Below are 16,778 nucleotides of genomic sequence, written 5' to 3' on the forward strand. Positions count from 1 at the left end.
GCGCCAGTAAGGGTTACTGGCGCAATGAATTTATACAACTAGGGTACGAAAGTAGCTACGCCAATTTCGTTGGTTGTATCGATTTTTGGCTCAACGCTTGCAGCTTTTGTTAAAATAGCTGAAGGAGCAATATCACGACGTAAGTTCATTTCTGATTCTGTACGAATTAAATCGCCACGTAAAGAGTTTGGTAACGCTTCGGTAATACGTACATCAACAAACTGGCCGATCACTGTGTGTGGGCCAACAAAGTTAACTACACGGTTGTTTTCGGTGCGGCCACGTAATTCCATTGGGTTCTTTTTAGAAGGCCCCTCAACTAAGATACGTTGCTCTGTATCAAACATTTGGCGGCTAATTTGTTGTGCCATTTGTGTAATACGGTTTTGTAGTAGGTATAAGCGCTCTTTTTTCTCTTGCTCTGATACGTCATCAGGTAAGTCGGCGGCAGGCGTACCTGGACGCGCACTGTAAATAAAGCTAAAGCTCATATCAAAGCCAATGTCGTTAATCAGGTTCATAGTGGCTTCAAAGTCTGTTTTGCTTTCACCTGGGAAACCAATAATGAAGTCTGACGACATGCTTAAGTTAGGGCGAATTTTACGCAGCTTACGTATTGTTGATTTGTACTCAAGCGCTGTATGGCCGCGTTTCATTAAATTAAGAATACGGTCTGAACCACTTTGCACAGGTAGGTGTAAGTGATCAACAAGCTCTGGTACATCAGCGTACGCATCAATAATATCTGGCGTAAACTCTACCGGGTGCGAGGTGGTGTAACGAATACGGTCAATGCCATCAATCGCTGCTACATAACGGATTAAATCTGAGAAGTAACAAATTTCGCCATCGTGTGTTTCACCGCGGTATGCGTTTACGTTTTGACCAAGCAGATTTACTTCACGTACGCCTTGCTCAGCAAGTTGCGCAACTTCTAATAATACGTCATCTAATGGGCGGCTAACTTCTTCACCACGGGTGTAAGGTACAACACAAAAAGTACAGTACTTAGAACAACCTTCCATTATTGATACAAATGCAGACGGGCCTTCTGCTTTTGGCTCTGGTAAACGGTCAAACTTTTCAATTTCTGGGAACGAAATATCAACCACCGATGAGCCTTTGTCGCCTTGCACTTGTTTAATCATTTCTGGTAAACGGTGCAATGTTTGTGGGCCAAAAATAACATCAACAAACGGTGCGCGCTGGCGAATAGAGTCACCTTCTTGAGAGGCAACACAACCACCTACACCAATAATTAAATCTGGCTTGTCGTCTTTTAATAACTTCCAGCGACCTAATTGGTGAAATACTTTTTCTTGCGCTTTTTCACGAATTGAACAGGTGTTAAGTAAAATAACGTCGGCGTCTGCTGCTTCTTCCGTTAGCTGGTAGCCGTTGGTTGCATCTAAAAGATCAGCCATCTTCTGAGAGTCGTACTCGTTCATCTGACAACCCCAAGTTTTGATATGCAGCTTTTTGCTCATTGAAATATAGCCTCGTGTTCAATTCGGTAGTGGCACAAAAATGTGCTTAAAACGGGATTAAGGAGCAAGGTTGCTCACTTAAAGGACGCGTATTTTAGCTGGATACCCGCCCAGATCCAAGTATAGTTTTCATGTTTGTGATCTCAAATCAATACACAGGCAGTTTAATAGCGTGATAGTTATATACTCTCGCACTAATGCGGCGAGTTACGGTACAATCAAAACAGTTTCACGTATTAACCAAATGATGAAAAACATGACTCAAAACAAAGTGATTGTTGTAGGCGCTGGGATGGTCGGTGCGGCCATGGCCATAAAGCTTGCACAGCAAGGAAAGTCAGTACAAATAATAGAAAAAAAACTGATTAACGCCGACGCCATTTTAGCAAGTGATCAGGTAGGTATACGGGTATCGGCTATTAACCGTTTTTCAGAAAACCTGCTGGACGAGCTAGGGGCTATGCCTATTTTAAGGCAAAACCGATTAGCACCTTACACGCAGTTAGAAGCATTTGAGCGCGGTGGCGACAACCTATTATTTGATTGCGCTGATATTAATACTTCGCACTTAGGTCATTTAATTGAAAACAATTTAATACAAGCAAGCCTTTGGCAGCAGTTTGCACATTATAATATTGAGGTTATTGAACAATCAGCACCTTTAAGCGCTATTGAGCAAGACACAACGTCAATCACCCTCATTTATGGCGATACCCGTTACACTGCTGATTTAGTTATTGCAGCCGATGGCGGGCAATCGCAGCTACGTGCAAAGGCAAATATTGGTGTAACAGGGTGGCAGTATCAGCAGCACTGCATGGGCGTACTAATAAAGCTAGATGCGCCGCAGCAAGTAAAAACGTGGCAACAATTTACCCCTACAGGCCCGTTAGCCTTTTTACCTATGCAGGCGCCATACGCTAATTTAATTTGGTACGACAGCGCCAATACCTTACAAAACTTTAAAGGGTTAACGGCTGCTCAAATAAAAGCGCATGTTTTAAATAAGTTTCCGCTTCTTGCAGGGGATTTTGAGGTGCAAAGCCATGCGGTATTTCCGCTTACCCGTCAGCATGCAAATAATTACTCTAATGGGCGTTTGGTGTTAGTGGGCGATGCGGCGCACACAATTAACCCACTGGCTGGGCAGGGCGTTAATTTAGGCTTTCAAGATGTGGTAGCACTCGCACAGGCACTTGAAGACGCTGATGATATTAGTTGCCCGCTAAAACTAAAAGAATACGAGCGAAGCCGCCGTAAAGCCAACCTATTAATGATGAGCATGATGGATGCGTGTTACTTTGGTTTTTCTAACCAAATTACGCCACTAAAATGGGCACGCAGCCAGTTTTTAAAAATGGCAAACAATACCGGTCCGTTAAAAAACTGGGTATTAAAATACGCTATTAGTGGGGAGCTTAATTAAATTTACTTAAGTGATTGGCTAAATTAATAAATGCACAGCCAGTCACTCCCTTTCTTATGCCACTTGGGCACCTGCATAGTTGTCACTATTAATTTATTCCGTTATTGCGTTTTTTTGCCATACTCAAACTACTAACCAATTAAAAGTTGTGTGTTTGTGGATAATTTTTTTATTTTTATACTCATTGTTGGCGCTTTGCTACTAACGCTGAGCATTGTGCCAACAATAAAAATTTGTAAAAAAACTAACCGTGTTTCGTGGATTTTGCTACTGGCGCTTATTTTTAGCTTTATAGTGGGTTATTGGTATGTACTTTATTATTTTGTAAATAACGATATAGCCGGATTTATTGCTATGAGCGTATCGCTTATTTTATTTGGCGGCGGCGCTTTTGTTTATTTAGTTATTCAGCTCAGTTATAAAAGTATTTTAAAAATAGACCGCTTTGCAAAACGTCAACGAACCCTTGCCGAAAACGACAGCTTAACCGGCCTCCCTAATCGAAAAAAGTTTTTTCAGGTGCTTAACAAACAAGTTAAGTACGAGCCTTCGTTTTATTTAATGCTTATAGATTTAAACCGCTTTAAATCGATTAATGACTCATACGGCAATAAAGTAGGGGATATGCTGTTAAGCATTTTTTCAAAAACTCTCAGCCATAATATTGTGGGGATAGCCAAGCTGTACCGTTTAGGCGGCGATGAATTTGCACTTATTGTTGATAACTCAGCCAACGAGGCAGTTAATTTATGTATTGAAGCCATAAAAAATCAACTAAACACCCATTTCATATTTACGAGCATAGCTTACGTGTACACGTGACTGTGGGAATAACAACCTTTGCGAATCACTCGTCGCACGCTAATGAGCTATTAAAGCAAGCAGACTTAGCACTGCATGAGGCTAAAGACACACAGCAACTGTATGTACATTACTTTGAGGCGCTGAGCACCCGAGCAAATGAGCTTTCAAATATGACCTCACGTATTAAGCACGCCATTAAAAACCACGAATTTGAGCTTTATTTACAGCCTATTTTTGATGCCAGAGCCGATGAAGTACATGGAGCAGAGGCGTTAATACGCTGGCCGCAAAGTGATGGCTCTTTTATTAGCCCCGAGGTATTTATTGGCATTGCCGAGCAAAGTGGGTTGATATTAAATATTTCTAAATGGGTGCTACTAGAAACAATAAAGCATTTAAAGGTGTTAAAAGCAGCTGGGTTTATAGGTTCGTTGCATGTAAACCTTTCTACTAAAGATTTAGAAAGCCCGGAGTTTTATGAGTTTGTTGAAGAACTAGTAAAGCATGACCCAACGTTAAGCGACGCAATTATTTTTGAAATAACCGAATGCGCCATGATGACAAACCTAGAAGCCGCCCGCACTATGATGCAAAAACTAAATAGCAGAGGGTTTGAATTTAGTGTAGATGATTTTGGTACGGGTTTTTCTTCTTTGGTATTACTGCGAGAATTACCAATAAGCCAAATAAAAATAGATCAATCATTTATAAAAGACATGCTGACTCAAATAGCAGATTATGCGATTGTTGAATCGACATTGTTTTTAGCGACACGACTTAATTGTAAAGTGGTGGCAGAGGGAATAGAAGATAACGATCTTAAACAAACATTAACGCTAATGGATTGTGATTATTTGCAAGGGTATTATTTTAGCAAGCCAGTAAACATTAATGAGTTTATACACAAATATGCTAATGAGGAAGAGTACAGGATAATATAGAAATTGGCTGGGATACCAGGATTTGAACCTGGGAATGCCAGGATCAAAACCTGGTGCCTTACCGCTTGGCGATATCCCAACGCTAAATTTGGAATAGTTTTAGTTCTAGGTAAGAACATGGTGCGGAAGGAGAGACTTGAACTCTCACATCCTAAGATACTGGAACCTAAATCCAGCGCGTCTACCAATTCCGCCACTCCCGCATTTAACATACACAGGTGTTAATGTATTGGAACCTAAATCCAGTGTCTTATTCAAGACAACTGCTAATTCCGATACTCCCGCATATGGTCATTCTTTATAGCAATTTCTTTGGTAGAAGAAATTGGCTGGGATACCAGGATTTGAACCTGGGAATGCCAGGATCAAAACCTGGTGCCTTACCGCTTGGCGATATCCCAACAAAGAATTAGCTGATTATTTTAGTTCTTATCGAGAACATGGTGCGGAAGGAGAGACTTGAACTCTCACATCCTAAGATACTGGAACCTAAATCCAGCGCGTCTACCAATTCCGCCACTCCCGCATTTTTTACTTTGAATAATCAAAGAAAGGTAGTTATTTTAAACTCTTCATTGAGCTGCAATTTAACTCTTGCAGAGCCACTTCTAAAAAAGAAATGGTGGCTAAGACGGGATTTGAACCTGTGACCCCATCATTATGAGTGATGTGCTCTAACCAGCTGAGCTACTTAGCCATTGTTGGCTGGGATACCAGGATTTGAACCTGGGAATGCCAGGATCAAAACCTGGTGCCTTACCGCTTGGCGATATCCCAACAGAAAAAATTGATAGTTTAGTTCATATCAGAACATGGTGCGGAAGGAGAGACTTGAACTCTCACATCCTAAGATACTGGAACCTAAATCCAGCGCGTCTACCAATTCCGCCACTCCCGCATTTTCACTTTGAATAATCAAAGGAAGGTAATTATTTTAAACTCTTCATTGAGCAACAAAAGAAAAATGGTGGCTAAGACGGGATTTGAACCTGTGACCCCATCATTATGAGTGATGTGCTCTAACCAGCTGAGCTACTTAGCCATCTCTTTTGTTATCACTTCATCGCTGAGTGCGGGGCGTATTATGCTGATATGACCCAAATCCGTCAACACCTTTTTTGCAAAAAAACACTTAACAGGGTTTGTTTGCAGGAAAATTAAGCTAAGAGGCTAAATTTTAATAAATTTGCTGTTTTTTTAACTGTAAATCAACTGTCAAAGTACACTAAGTAATAACAACTTAAAACCGTTAATATAAAAACTGCTGAGTATTTATGCAGTCGCTTTGTGATCAAGTTGTATTAAAACCGAGTTTATTGAGTATTTTAGCTATTGAATGAAGCTATGATACTTAATAACCAGGTTATGCAATCATTTTAAGTAGGCATAACTTGCGCTAGTTGCGTTAAAAATTACATATTAATCACCGCGTGGGGGTAGTTGGTAGGGTAATTTGCTTATTACTGATGCGTATTTCTTACGTTAAATAAAGTATTTAGCTTAGCTCGTTAGTATCATACCAATCCGTAATAATACTTATATCATTTTGCGGGACTAAACATGTCGCTATCTGTGTTAAAAAATTCTCATTCAGAACAACTAAATAGCGAATTTTTTCTAGCTATCAACAGGTTTTTCTATTCTCAAAATAGATCGCTTAATTATGCGGATTGCTATAAAAGGCTAAGAGTGATTAAGGCCATTTATCTTTTGGGATAAAACTTATTTGGATAAAGGCATAAAAAAACCCGCATTAAGCGGGCTTTTATAAACAGATTGTTTAGGCGTAATTATACGTTGAACAAGAAGTTCATTACATCGCCATCTTTAACAATGTACTCTTTACCTTCTTGACGCATTTTACCGGCTTCTTTAGCGCCACCTTCGCCATTAAAGGCAATGTAGTCGTCATAAGCAATGGTTTGTGCGCGAATAAAGCCACGTTCAAAGTCGGTGTGAATTTTACCAGCCGCTTGCGGCGCAGTTGCACCTACTGGAATAGTCCACGCGCGTACTTCTTTTACACCTGCAGTGAAGTAGGTTTGTAAATGTAATAGCTCGTAACCACCGCGAATAACACGGTTTAGGCCTGGTTCTTCTAAACCTAGGTCTGCCATAAATTCAAGCTTGTCTTCTTCATCTAGTTCAGAAAGCTCAGATTCGATTGCAGCACACACCGGAATTACTACAGCATCTTCAGACTCTGCAATAGCACGTACACGGTCAAGGTGTGGGTTATTTTCAAAGCCATCTTCAGCTACGTTAGCAATGTACATAGTAGGCTTAATAGTTAAGAAGTTAATTGAGCTAATTGCTGCTTTTTCTTCTTTAGTAAGCTCTAAAGAGCGAAGTGTTAACCCTTCGTCTAAGTGTACTTTTACTTTTTCAAGTACTGCATTTTGCTCTTTAGCGTCTTTATCGCCGCCTTTCGCTTTTTTAGCGTTACGGAAAATTGCTTTATCAGCGCTGTCCATATCGGCAAGTACTAATTCGGTATTGATAACGTCAATATCGTCAGCAGGGTCAATAGTACCTGCAACGTGAATTACGTTTTCGTCTTCAAAACAGCGAACTACATGGCCAATTGCATCCGTTTCACGAATGTTTGCTAAAAATTGGTTTCCTAAACCTTCACCTTTTGATGCGCCTTTTACTAAACCAGCAATATCAACAAATTCCATACTGGTAGGTAGAATACGTTGAGGATTTACAATTTTTGCTAGCTCGTCTAAGCGAGGATCGGGTACCGGTACTACACCTGTGTTAGGTTCGATGGTACAAAAAGGAAAGTTAGCGGCTTCAATACCCGCTTTAGTTAGTGCATTAAAAAGCGTTGATTTACCAACATTAGGCAAGCCAACGATGCCACATTTAAAACCCATAGTAAGATACCTTGTTAAGATTCGTTTAAACGATTATGGTTTAAAAGAATGTAGTCTGTTTTGTGCTTTTAACACACCATCTTTTGCAAGTATTTCCATACAACGAACTGCTTCATCAACCGCTGCATCCATTTTTTCTTGGTCTTCTTTGGCTGCTTTTCCAAGCACCCAACCGGTAACCATTTCACGATGCCCTGGATGACCGATACCTATGCGTAAACGCATAAAATCTTTTTGGTTTGCCATTTTTGCAATAATGTCTTTTAAGCCATTATGACCGCCATGACCGCCACCTTTTTTAAGTTTGGCAACGCCTGGGTCTAAATCCATTTCGTCATGGGCAACAAGTATGTTTTCCACGGGGATTTTGAAAAAATTGGCTAAACTACCGACCGCTTTACCACTTAAGTTCATGTAGGTGGTGGGGATCAATAATTTGAATTCTTGGCCTTGGATGATCACTTTGCCAGTTAGGCCGTGATATTTAGGATCGTGTTTGAGCGTGCAGTTGTAGCGTGCTGCGAGTTCTTCAATGAACCAAGCACCTGCATTGTGGCGTGTGTTTGCGTATTCGGGGCCTGGATTAGCCAGGCCCACAAGCATTTGAATAGAATTCAAGGTGCAAGACCTTAAATATTATTCAGCAGCGTCTGAAGCTTCTTCTTCAGTAGGAGCTGCTTTGTTAGCTTTGATTGTAACTACTGACAGGTCGTGGCCTTCGCCTTTACCTAGTTCAACAGACTGAACACCTGAAGGAAGTTCAAGGTCAGAAATGTGAACTGAATCACCAACTACTAAATTAGAAACGTTAACTTCAACGAATTCTGGAAGTGCTTTAGGAAGACAAGAAATCTCAACTTCAGTTAACTGGTGAACAACAGTTGCGCCAGCTTTAGTAACTGCTTCTTCACCGATGAAGTGAAGAGGAACTTTAGTTACTAATTTGTGAGTTGCATCTACACGTTGGAAATCAAGGTGAGTGATTTTTGGCTTGAATGGGTGACGTTGAATATCTTTTAAGATAGCTTCAACAGACTCGCCGCCAACATTTAGCGTAAGAATGTGCGTGTAAAAACCTTCGCTTTCTTGTGCTTTGATCATGTCTTTATGAGCAAGAGTAAGCGATACCGCTTCTTTATCTGCACCGTAAAGGATAGCAGGTACTTTGTCTTCGCGACGTAGGCGGCGGCTCGCACCAGTACCAGTTTCTACGCGAAGTTCAGCGTTGTAAGTATAAGTTTCGTTAGACATAATGTCTCCAATAATTAAAAGTGTTAGGGCCTTTGCGACCAAGGTCCCTACCCAAAAGGCGCGCTATCATAACACCGCCCCCCGATAAAATAAACAACATATACAAAAAAAGCGCCAAAAGGCGCTTATATGTTCCAGCGAATGTATGATTTTAGTGTTCAAACATCGCTGAAATAGATTCTTCATTGCTGATGCGACGAATTGTTTCGGCTAACATGTCAGCAAGAGTTAGTACTTTTACTTTATCAAGCGCTTTTAATTCATCAGATAACGGAATTGAGTCAGTTACAATTACTTCATCAATTACTGAGTTACGAATGTTCTCTGCAGCTTTGCCAGATAAAATAGGGTGCGTTGCATAGGCAAATACGCGTTTAGCACCGTGTTCTTTAAGTGCTTCTGCGGCTTTACATAAAGTACCACCGGTATCAATCATATCATCTACGATAATACAGTCGCGGCCTTCAACATCACCAATAATATGCATTACTTGAGAAACGTTAGCTTGAGGGCGACGTTTATCAATGATAGCAAGGTCTGTGTCGTGAAGTAATTTTGCAATAGCACGGGCACGTACTACACCACCAATATCTGGTGATACTACAACAACGTCTTCAAACTCACGCTCTTCCATATCTTCAAGTAATACAGGGCTACCAAATACGTTATCTACTGGTACGTCAAAGAAACCTTGTATTTGCTCAGCGTGTAAATCAACCGTAAGAACGCGGTCAACACCTACACTTGATAAGAAATCGGCAACAACTTTAGCGGTAATTGGAACGCGCGCAGAACGTACTCGACGGTCTTGACGTGCATAACCAAAATAAGGAATGACGGCAGTAATACGACCTGCTGATGCACGACGTAGAGCATCAACCATAACGATAAGTTCCATTAGGTTATCGTTAGTAGGGGCACAGGTTGATTGCAAGATAAAAACATCCGAGCCACGAACATTTTCATTTATTTGAACACTGATCTCACCGTCGCTAAAACGGCCAACAACAGCATCGCCTAATTCAATATACAAACGTTTTGCAACTTTTTGAGCTAACTCAGGTGTTGCGTTACCAGCGAAGAGCTTCATGTCAGGCACGGTAGGGTTCCTCAGGCACTGAATTTTTGGACTAACGGGTAAATAGGTAAAACCCACTACGCGTTAACTTATGATTACTTGTACGTTACTTCATTGATCGAATATGGCGGCAAGCTCCGTATGAGCAGGTGAGACATTTGCGCTAGAAGCAACAAAACCCTGCCAAGTATGGGGGAGGTTATCAAGTACATCTTGTGCTTGAACTTGGCTAGCAAATTCGACAAAACAACATGAACCTGTTCCGGTCATCTTCGACGGGGCGTATTTTAGCAACCACTGCAGGGTTTTTTCAACCTCGGGGCAGAGCTTTTTAACTAAAGGCTCACAATCGTTGGTTAATTTATGGGTTCGCCAATCACCTGAAATTTTTGGTGTATCGCGTTTTAAATCTGGGTGAGTGAATATTTTAGCGGTACTGACATGCTGATTAGGGTGCACAACGCAATACCATTTTTGTTCAAGCTCTACGTCAACCAATTGTTCGCCAATACCGTGTGCTATGGCGCTTTTACCACGAATAAATACCGGCACGTCGGCGCCTAATTGCAGGCCTAAGTTTGCTAATTCATCAATATTTAGTTGTGTATTCCACATTTTATTAAGTGCAAGTAACGTGGTGGCTGCATCAGATGAGCCGCCTCCTACACCGCCACCCATAGGTAAACGTTTAGTGAGATTTATTTTTACACCTGATGAAATGCCACAGTGATTTTTAAGCAATAACGCGGCTTTATAGATGAGATTATCGCAATCTGCTATGCCTTTCGTATCACCCGTTATTAAAATAGTGGGCGCTTCGTTAACTGAAAAGTCGAGTGTGTCGCCAAAATTTAAAAAGGTAAATAAGGTTTCTAGTTCGTGATAACCGTCATCACGGCGCGCATTGATGTGTAAAAATAAGTTAAGTTTTGCCGGTGCAATGACCGAAAAAGCTGTTTTAGTATTCATACTTAATTAAATTGCCAATTGTAGAGTTGAATTTTGATTTTAATTTGCTGATGTTTTAGCGTGACATTGCCAGGAACCCAAAAGCCACCTTGCTGTTTATAATTTGAATACGTTATTTGCCACTTTTTATTGCTGTTATCGTACCAAATAACTTGTTGTGCACGGCCAAGTTCGTCTACTTTTAATGTTTGCGACGTTAATGTGCCTTTTAACCAGTTATCGGCGTTATCAACTGGCAGGTCAAAACCGGTTAAGCGTTTTAATAATAACGCAGCGTTAGTATCTGTGTATGTTTTATCGTCGTAATCAAGTACCGCACCTGTGCGGGTTTGTTTAAGCGACAATATACGAGTACCAATAAACGTAGTGAGCACTAAGTTGTTTTGTTTTTCGTCTTGTTGCCAATTTAAGTTTGCAGATTGGCGCTCATCAGGGCTTATAAACGCTAATTTACCTTGTGCTTGCCAGGTTTTTTGCGCTGCTAAGCGTGGTTTCCAATCATCGTAAAGCGTTGTTTTTGTATCAATTTGGTGGGCGCAGCCCGCTAAAAACAAAAAAAGAGTGAATAAAATTAAATAATGTCTAATCAAATGTTGTTCCTTACTTTCCATATTCCGCTGATTTTTGGTAAAATTGCCGCCTTTAAAGTAGGGCGCAGCAATATTTGGCAAATATGACCATCATAGCACTTGGTATAAATCACAAAACCGCATCCGTAGAATTACGTGAAAAAGTGGCTTTTTCGCCTGAGCAAATGTCTGAGGCGCTCCAGCAATTAAGCGGTCATGCCGACTTTAACGAAGCCGTTATTGTATCTACCTGTAACCGTACCGAAATCTATTGTAGCCTTGAGCAGTCAAATTCCCAAGCACTGCTAGCATGGCTTGCCAGTTTCCATGGTTTGGATGAACACGAACTGAGCAAAAATATATATTGCCACCAAGGTGATGCAGCCATTAATCATTTAATGCGTGTTGCGTGCGGCTTAGATTCATTGGTATTGGGCGAGCCGCAAATTTTAGGGCAAATTAAGCAAGCTTATCATAGCGCCAAAACACACGATGCTGTAGGCGTTAAGTTTGACAGGTTGTTTCAAAAAACCTTTTCGGTAGCTAAGCAGGTTCGTACCGACACTGATATTGGTGCCAGTGCTGTGTCGGTGGCGTTTGCAGCGGTTAATTTAGCAAAACATATTTATGGCAAGCTTGATAAAACCAATGTGTTATTAATTGGTGCCGGCGAAACAATAGAGCTTGTAGCTAAACATTTATATCAAAATGAGCCGCAACAAATTACGGTTGCCAATAGAACCATTGAGCGTGCACGCGGTTTAGCGCAGGAAGTGTCGGCCGATGTGATTGCGCTGGCACAACTACCTGAGCGTTTACACAAAGCCGATATTGTTATTAGCTCAACCGCCAGTACGTTACCAATAATAGGTAAAGGGGTGGTGGAGCAAGCATTAAAACAGCGCCGCCATAAACCTATGCTGTTTATTGATATTGCCGTACCGCGCGATATAGAAAGCCAAGTAGGCGAGCTTGACGCAGCCTATTTATATTCCGTTGATGACTTACAAGCCATTGTAAGCGAGAATATGGCCGCGCGTGAACAGGCGGCGGAACAAGCACAATTAATAATAAGCGAGCGCGTAAAAGAATTTGAAATGTGGGTTCGCTCTCTCGATTCGGTTGATTTAATTCGCCACTACCGAAACGACGTACAAACCATTAAGTCAGAACTTGTTGAGCGGGCGGTTAGCCAGCTAAATACAGGTAAAGACGCAGAAAAAATTATATTAGAGTTGGCCAATAAATTAACCAACCGCTTAATGCACGCGCCTACCCGTGCAATTCAAGATGCGGCTAAAAAAGGTGAAGTGGCACAACTAACTCAGTTGAAAAAAATGTTAGGTATTGATCAGGAATAACAGTTAAATGAAAGAGTCTGTATATCGTAAATTAGAAACCTTAGTAGAGCGCTACGAAGAAGTACAAGCGCTACTGAGCGATCCGTCGGTCATTAGTGATCAAAACCGCTTTCGTGCTCTTTCAAAAGAATACTCTGAGCTTGAAGAAATTGTAAAAACATTTTTAGCATACCAACAAGCGCAAGACGATGTAGCGACTGCTGAAGAAATGTTAAAAGATTCAGACCCAGATATGCGTGAAATGGCGCAAGAAGAATATAAAGAAGCTAAAGCGCAAATTTTATCATTAGAAGATGAGCTACAAGTGCTTATGCTTCCTAAAGATCCTAAAGATAACAACAATGTATTTTTAGAAGTACGCGCGGGTACGGGTGGTGACGAAGCGGCTATTTTTGCAGGCGATTTATTTAGAATGTACAGCCGTTACGCCGAAACACAAAAATGGAAAGTTGAAGTAGTGAGCACCAACGAAGGTGAACACGGCGGCTACAAAGAAGTTATCGCAAATATTAGCGGTGAAGGTGTGTACGGTAAGCTTAAGTTTGAATCGGGCGCTCACCGTGTTCAACGTGTACCAGAGACTGAGTCGCAAGGGCGTGTACATACCTCTGCGTGTACGGTCGCAGTAATGGCCGAAATTCCTGAAGCTGAAGCCATTGAAATAAACACCGCCGATATAAAAGTAGATACCTTCAGAGCCTCGGGCGCCGGTGGTCAGCACGTAAATAAAACCGACTCGGCAATTCGTATTACTCATATTCCAACGGGAGTTGTGGTTGAGTGTCAGGATGAGCGTTCGCAACATAAAAACCGTGCTAAAGCGATGTCGGTACTTGCCGCGCGTTTACAGCAAGCCGAAGATGAAAAACGCCATGCGGCTGAGGCCTCTGAGCGTCGTAACTTAGTGGGCAGCGGCGATCGCTCTGAGCGTATTCGTACTTACAACTACCCGCAAGGGCGTATTACCGATCACCGTATTAATTTAACGCTTTATCGCTTAAACGAAGTGGTAACTGGCGATTTAGGCGCAATTATCGATCCATTAATGCAAGAGCATCAGGCTGATTTACTTGCCGCAATGGGCGATGAGTAATTGTGAGCCACACGCTTGAGCAGGCAATAGCGGTTGGTGCAACTAAACTTGCACCAACTAGCGACAGCGCTAAATTAGACGCACAAGTACTGCTATTACATATTCTTCAAAAACCCCGCAGTTACTTATTTACCTGGCCAGATAACCTGCTTAGCAGCGACGAACAGCGCCAATATGATGAATTTTGTGAACGGCGTTTAAATGGTGAACCCGTAGCGCATATTATTGGCCAGCGCGAATTTTGGAGCTTAGCGCTCGAGGTGAATGCCACGACGCTTATTCCTAGGCCTGATACCGAAACACTCGTTGAGCAAGCTTTAGCACTTACCGTGCCTGAGCAAGCAAAAGTGCTTGATTTAGGCACTGGCACCGGCGCTATTGCACTTGCACTTGGCAGTGAAATGCCAACATGGCAAATTACAGCAGTCGACAAAGTAGCAGATGCGGTGGCCTTAGCGACTCGTAACCAGCAGCGTTTAGCCATTAATAATGTGCAAGTTAAGCAAAGTAACTGGTTTAGCGCGCTGAAAAATGAGCAGTTTAATCTAATTGTGACCAACCCCCCGTACATTGAACACGACGATAAACATTTAAAAGAAGGGGATGTGCGCTTTGAACCTCTTTCTGCGTTAGTGGCCGATGAGGCAGGAATGGCTGATATAAAACAAATAATTACACAATCACGTGACTATTTGCTCCCTAGTGGCTATCTTTTAATAGAACATGGTTTTGAACAGGGTGAAGCTGTTCGGCATTTGTTTAAGCAAATGGCGTATATAAATATTAAAACAGTAAAAGACTTGGGAAATAACGATCGTGTAACGCTCGCACAGTGGCCTTAATTTGATAATAAACAGCCATGATTGTGTGTTCTATAAATGCATTAAGGAACCTTTAATATGATGGGTGATTTTTTATTTTCAGATGAGCCAGATGAGTTAGAAAGTGAAGTAGAGCTTGGCACTTGGAAAGTATTAATCGTTGATGACGAACCTGAAGTTCATGCTGTTACAAAGCTTGCGTTGAGTGATTTTGAATTTCAGAACAAACGTTTAGAATTTTTAAGCGCATACTCGGGCGCTGAAGCAAAAGAATTAATAAATGCGCACCCAGATGCCGCTATTGTACTGCTAGATGTGGTAATGGAAACAGATGACGCCGGGTTACAGGTTGCTAAATTTATTCGCGAAGAAGCTAATAATAATCATATTCGCATTATTTTAAGAACCGGTCAGCCTGGGCAGGCGCCTGAGCGCCAAGTCATTATTAATTACGATATTAACGACTATAAATCGAAAACAGAGCTGACAGCGCAAAAGCTGTTTACTGTGATTATGTCGAGCTTACGCTCGTATCGCGATATTATTTCTATAGAGCAATCTCGCGAAGGGCTTGAAAAAATTATTGTTGCCTCGCGCGATATATTTGCCACACGTTCAATAGAGCAGTTTATTGAAGGGGTGATGCAGCAACTTACCTCGTTATTAGGCATTGCTGATCAAGCGGTATATGCCACTACGTTAGTGGCGCAAAATACGCAAGAAAATAGTAATGATAAGCTAATAGTACGCTCTGGTACGGGTGAATTTGAGCAAAGCGAGGGTAAAGAGTTAGATGCTGTGCTGCAAAACGAGCAACTAGAGGCGTGTCATCAAGCACTTAAAGATAAAAGCATAATTTATAAAGATAACTATTTATTTGCTTATTGTAGTAGCGAGTACAATCACAATTCGATGTTATTTATATCGGGGATCCCTAAAAATATAACCGATACGCAACGTAATTTAATTGAGATTTTTTCGCAAAATGTACAACTAGCATTTGAGAACGTGCAACGACAACAACGTTAATCGTTACTATAAATTTAAAAAGCACATAGCCTTGCGACTATGTGCTTTTTAGTTTGTGAGGCATAATAGCCAAAGCAGTGCGTAGGGCTTGGTATTATACCAAGCAGCAATAATACTTAATCATTTTGAGGGGGCTAAACGTGTTGCTATCAGCGTTAAAAAATTCTCATTTAGAACAACTAAATAGCAAATTTTTTGCCTAGCTATCAACACGTTTTTCCATCCTCAAAATAGATCACTTAATTAAGCGGATTGGTATTAAACGCACTTAACTAAATTTAACAAAACAAAAAGTACTGAGGCTTATGGATTATTTAGCAGTAAAACACTCACACATGGCAATTGCTATGCTAAGCGTTATCTTATTTTACATCCGCTCTTTTTCGCGTATGAGCAGTGGCAAGCTTGCCAAAAATAAACTGGTTTTTATTGGCAGTCACAGCATTGACACTTTATTACTTATTTCTGCAATAACATTGGTGTTCATGGCAAAAATAAACCCCTTTGAGCAACTATGGTTATTAGAAAAAATAGTGCTTGTAGTGATTTATATTGCGATAGGTATTATTAGTGCTAAACAAACTAATACGCTGCCAAAAATTATGTATGTGGTAGTTAACACGATTGTGATTTTAGCGATAGGGTATTTGGCAACGGCAAAATCGCCGCTACTTTTATAATACCTACTTTGTTGCAAGTTAAGTGTCGGTGCGTGTATATACTTTTTAAACACGCACGATACTTAAAGGCAAGGGACTTAAATACGCAAGGAGCTTAAACGTAAGGAGCTAATACTCTTAAGGAACTTAAACCCCCAAGGAACTTAAGTAACAGTTAACACAGTTAATACACCTCTGCACGTCTCATAGCCTTCACCATTTTTCAGCCAGGCTGGCCTGCTCCTTTTACAATAAAGCACACCTCTGGGGTATAATTATGGCACGGCAAGATCATTATAAATTGAACTTATAGAATATGTAGTGATCAGATCAAGGCATAATAATCACCTTGGTCACGTAAAATATGAGCGCTACTTTTCTGAAACACTTTAATTCAATTACCGATCC

The 16,778-nt window shown here is 41.1% G+C and carries 13 protein-coding genes, 8 tRNA genes and 2 pseudogenes; 8 read left to right on the forward strand and 15 right to left on the reverse strand.

The genetic code is table 11. The annotated features are described in order from the left end of the window. Positions 1-38 precede the first annotated feature (38 nt). Complete coding sequence (gene miaB, locus PSI06_RS04410; RefSeq protein ID WP_029774570.1) at positions 39-1,487, reverse strand: tRNA (N6-isopentenyl adenosine(37)-C2)-methylthiotransferase MiaB; 1,449 nt, start codon at positions 1,485-1,487, stop codon at positions 39-41. Positions 1,488-1,731: 244 nt separating this feature from the next. On the opposite strand from miaB, the gene PSI06_RS04415 reads away from it, so the two are divergent. From PSI06_RS04415 to PSI06_RS04425, 3 genes and pseudogenes are all read left to right on the forward strand, one after another. Beyond that, positions 1,732-2,913 carry an FAD-dependent monooxygenase gene (locus tag PSI06_RS04415; protein ID WP_273603212.1) on the forward strand — a complete coding sequence of 394 codons (1,182 nt, stop codon included), beginning with the start codon at positions 1,732-1,734 and terminating at the stop codon, positions 2,911-2,913. Between the two features lie 354 nt (positions 2,914-3,267). Further along, positions 3,268-3,770: pseudogene (locus tag PSI06_RS04420) on the forward strand (GGDEF domain-containing protein); the annotation flags it as partial. Further along, a complete protein-coding gene (locus PSI06_RS04425; protein WP_337943950.1) occupies positions 3,744-4,658 on the forward strand; it encodes an EAL domain-containing protein in 915 nt (304 codons plus the stop codon). The pseudogene PSI06_RS04420 and the gene PSI06_RS04425, both read left to right, overlap by 27 nt. Before the next feature lie 4 nt (positions 4,659-4,662). On the opposite strand, the gene PSI06_RS04430 is transcribed toward PSI06_RS04425, so the two are convergent. From PSI06_RS04430 to lolB, 14 genes are all read right to left on the reverse strand, one after another. Then, positions 4,663-4,737, reverse strand: a tRNA-Gln gene (locus tag PSI06_RS04430). A 39-nt stretch (positions 4,738-4,776) separates the two neighbouring features. After that, positions 4,777-4,861: transfer RNA gene (locus tag PSI06_RS04435), tRNA-Leu, on the reverse strand. 123 nt (positions 4,862-4,984) lie between these two features. Beyond that, positions 4,985-5,059, reverse strand: a tRNA-Gln gene (locus PSI06_RS04440). A gap of 40 nt (positions 5,060-5,099) precedes the next feature. Further along, positions 5,100-5,184, reverse strand: a tRNA-Leu gene (locus PSI06_RS04445). A gap of 94 nt (positions 5,185-5,278) precedes the next feature. Continuing rightward, positions 5,279-5,355, reverse strand: a tRNA-Met gene (locus PSI06_RS04450). A gap of 5 nt (positions 5,356-5,360) precedes the next feature. Further along, a tRNA-Gln gene (locus tag PSI06_RS04455) sits at positions 5,361-5,435 on the reverse strand. Positions 5,436-5,471: 36 nt separating this feature from the next. Continuing rightward, positions 5,472-5,556, reverse strand: a tRNA-Leu gene (locus tag PSI06_RS04460). A gap of 67 nt (positions 5,557-5,623) precedes the next feature. Continuing rightward, positions 5,624-5,700: transfer RNA gene (locus PSI06_RS04465), tRNA-Met, on the reverse strand. Between the two features lie 748 nt (positions 5,701-6,448). Continuing rightward, positions 6,449-7,540 (reverse strand): redox-regulated ATPase YchF, encoded by a 1,092-nt coding sequence (gene ychF, locus PSI06_RS04470; protein ID WP_004588829.1) that lies wholly within the window; start codon positions 7,538-7,540, stop codon positions 6,449-6,451. Between the two features lie 33 nt (positions 7,541-7,573). Beyond that, a complete protein-coding gene (gene pth / locus PSI06_RS04475; RefSeq protein WP_024033868.1) occupies positions 7,574-8,158 on the reverse strand; it encodes an aminoacyl-tRNA hydrolase in 585 nt (194 codons plus the stop codon). 18 nt (positions 8,159-8,176) lie between these two features. Continuing rightward, positions 8,177-8,791: a 50S ribosomal protein L25/general stress protein Ctc gene (locus tag PSI06_RS04480; protein WP_004588831.1), complete on the reverse strand. Its 615-nt coding sequence runs from the start codon at positions 8,789-8,791 to the stop codon at positions 8,177-8,179. A 151-nt stretch (positions 8,792-8,942) separates the two neighbouring features. Further along, the gene (locus PSI06_RS04485) at positions 8,943-9,890 is read right to left on the reverse strand and encodes a ribose-phosphate pyrophosphokinase (RefSeq protein WP_004588832.1); all 948 of its coding nucleotides are present in this window, start codon (positions 9,888-9,890) and stop codon (positions 8,943-8,945) included. 90 nt (positions 9,891-9,980) lie between these two features. Continuing rightward, positions 9,981-10,838 carry a 4-(cytidine 5'-diphospho)-2-C-methyl-D-erythritol kinase gene (gene ispE, locus PSI06_RS04490; protein ID WP_004588833.1) on the reverse strand — a complete coding sequence of 286 codons (858 nt, stop codon included), beginning with the start codon at positions 10,836-10,838 and terminating at the stop codon, positions 9,981-9,983. Between the two features lie 2 nt (positions 10,839-10,840). Further along, complete coding sequence (lolB, locus tag PSI06_RS04495; protein WP_004588834.1) at positions 10,841-11,428, reverse strand: lipoprotein insertase outer membrane protein LolB; 588 nt, start codon at positions 11,426-11,428, stop codon at positions 10,841-10,843. Positions 11,429-11,511: 83 nt separating this feature from the next. Between lolB and hemA the strand changes: the two genes are divergently transcribed. From hemA to PSI06_RS04520, 5 genes and pseudogenes are all read left to right on the forward strand, one after another. Continuing rightward, positions 11,512-12,768 carry a glutamyl-tRNA reductase gene (gene hemA / locus PSI06_RS04500; protein ID WP_004588835.1) on the forward strand — a complete coding sequence of 419 codons (1,257 nt, stop codon included), beginning with the start codon at positions 11,512-11,514 and terminating at the stop codon, positions 12,766-12,768. A 7-nt stretch (positions 12,769-12,775) separates the two neighbouring features. Next, a complete protein-coding gene (prfA, locus tag PSI06_RS04505) occupies positions 12,776-13,861 on the forward strand; it encodes a peptide chain release factor 1 (protein WP_004588836.1) in 1,086 nt (361 codons plus the stop codon). 2 nt (positions 13,862-13,863) lie between these two features. Further along, positions 13,864-14,703, forward strand: coding sequence for a peptide chain release factor N(5)-glutamine methyltransferase (gene prmC, locus PSI06_RS04510; RefSeq protein WP_248534271.1), 840 nt, complete (start codon positions 13,864-13,866; stop codon positions 14,701-14,703). Between the two features lie 57 nt (positions 14,704-14,760). Then, a pseudogene (locus PSI06_RS04515) lies at positions 14,761-15,702 on the forward strand (DUF3369 domain-containing protein); the annotation flags it as partial. 314 nt (positions 15,703-16,016) lie between these two features. Continuing rightward, entirely contained in the window at positions 16,017-16,391 is a 375-nt protein-coding gene (locus tag PSI06_RS04520) for a SirB2 family protein (RefSeq protein ID WP_248450683.1), read from the forward strand. Positions 16,392-16,778 lie beyond the last annotated feature (387 nt).

The organism is Pseudoalteromonas sp. GABNS16E, from assembly GCF_028598715.1.
Lineage (GTDB): Bacteria > Pseudomonadota > Gammaproteobacteria > Enterobacterales > Alteromonadaceae > Pseudoalteromonas > Pseudoalteromonas atlantica.

Bases quoted from the DNA above. Each gene is read 5' to 3' on its own strand.
- PSI06_RS04415 (WP_273603212.1), top strand. From the start codon at position 1,732: ATGATGAAAAACATGACTCAAAACAAAGTGATTGTTGTAGGCGCTGGG.
- ychF (WP_004588829.1), bottom strand. From the start codon at position 7,540: ATGGGTTTTAAATGTGGCATCGTTGGCTTGCCTAATGTTGGTAAATCA.
- PSI06_RS04480 (WP_004588831.1), bottom strand. From the start codon at position 8,791: ATGTCTAACGAAACTTATACTTACAACGCTGAACTTCGCGTAGAAACT.
- prfA (WP_004588836.1), top strand. From the start codon at position 12,776: ATGAAAGAGTCTGTATATCGTAAATTAGAAACCTTAGTAGAGCGCTAC.
- ispE (WP_004588833.1), bottom strand. From the start codon at position 10,838: ATGAATACTAAAACAGCTTTTTCGGTCATTGCACCGGCAAAACTTAAC.
- miaB (WP_029774570.1), bottom strand. From the start codon at position 1,487: ATGAGCAAAAAGCTGCATATCAAAACTTGGGGTTGTCAGATGAACGAG.
- PSI06_RS04520 (WP_248450683.1), top strand. From the start codon at position 16,017: ATGGATTATTTAGCAGTAAAACACTCACACATGGCAATTGCTATGCTA.
- hemA (WP_004588835.1), top strand. From the start codon at position 11,512: ATGACCATCATAGCACTTGGTATAAATCACAAAACCGCATCCGTAGAA.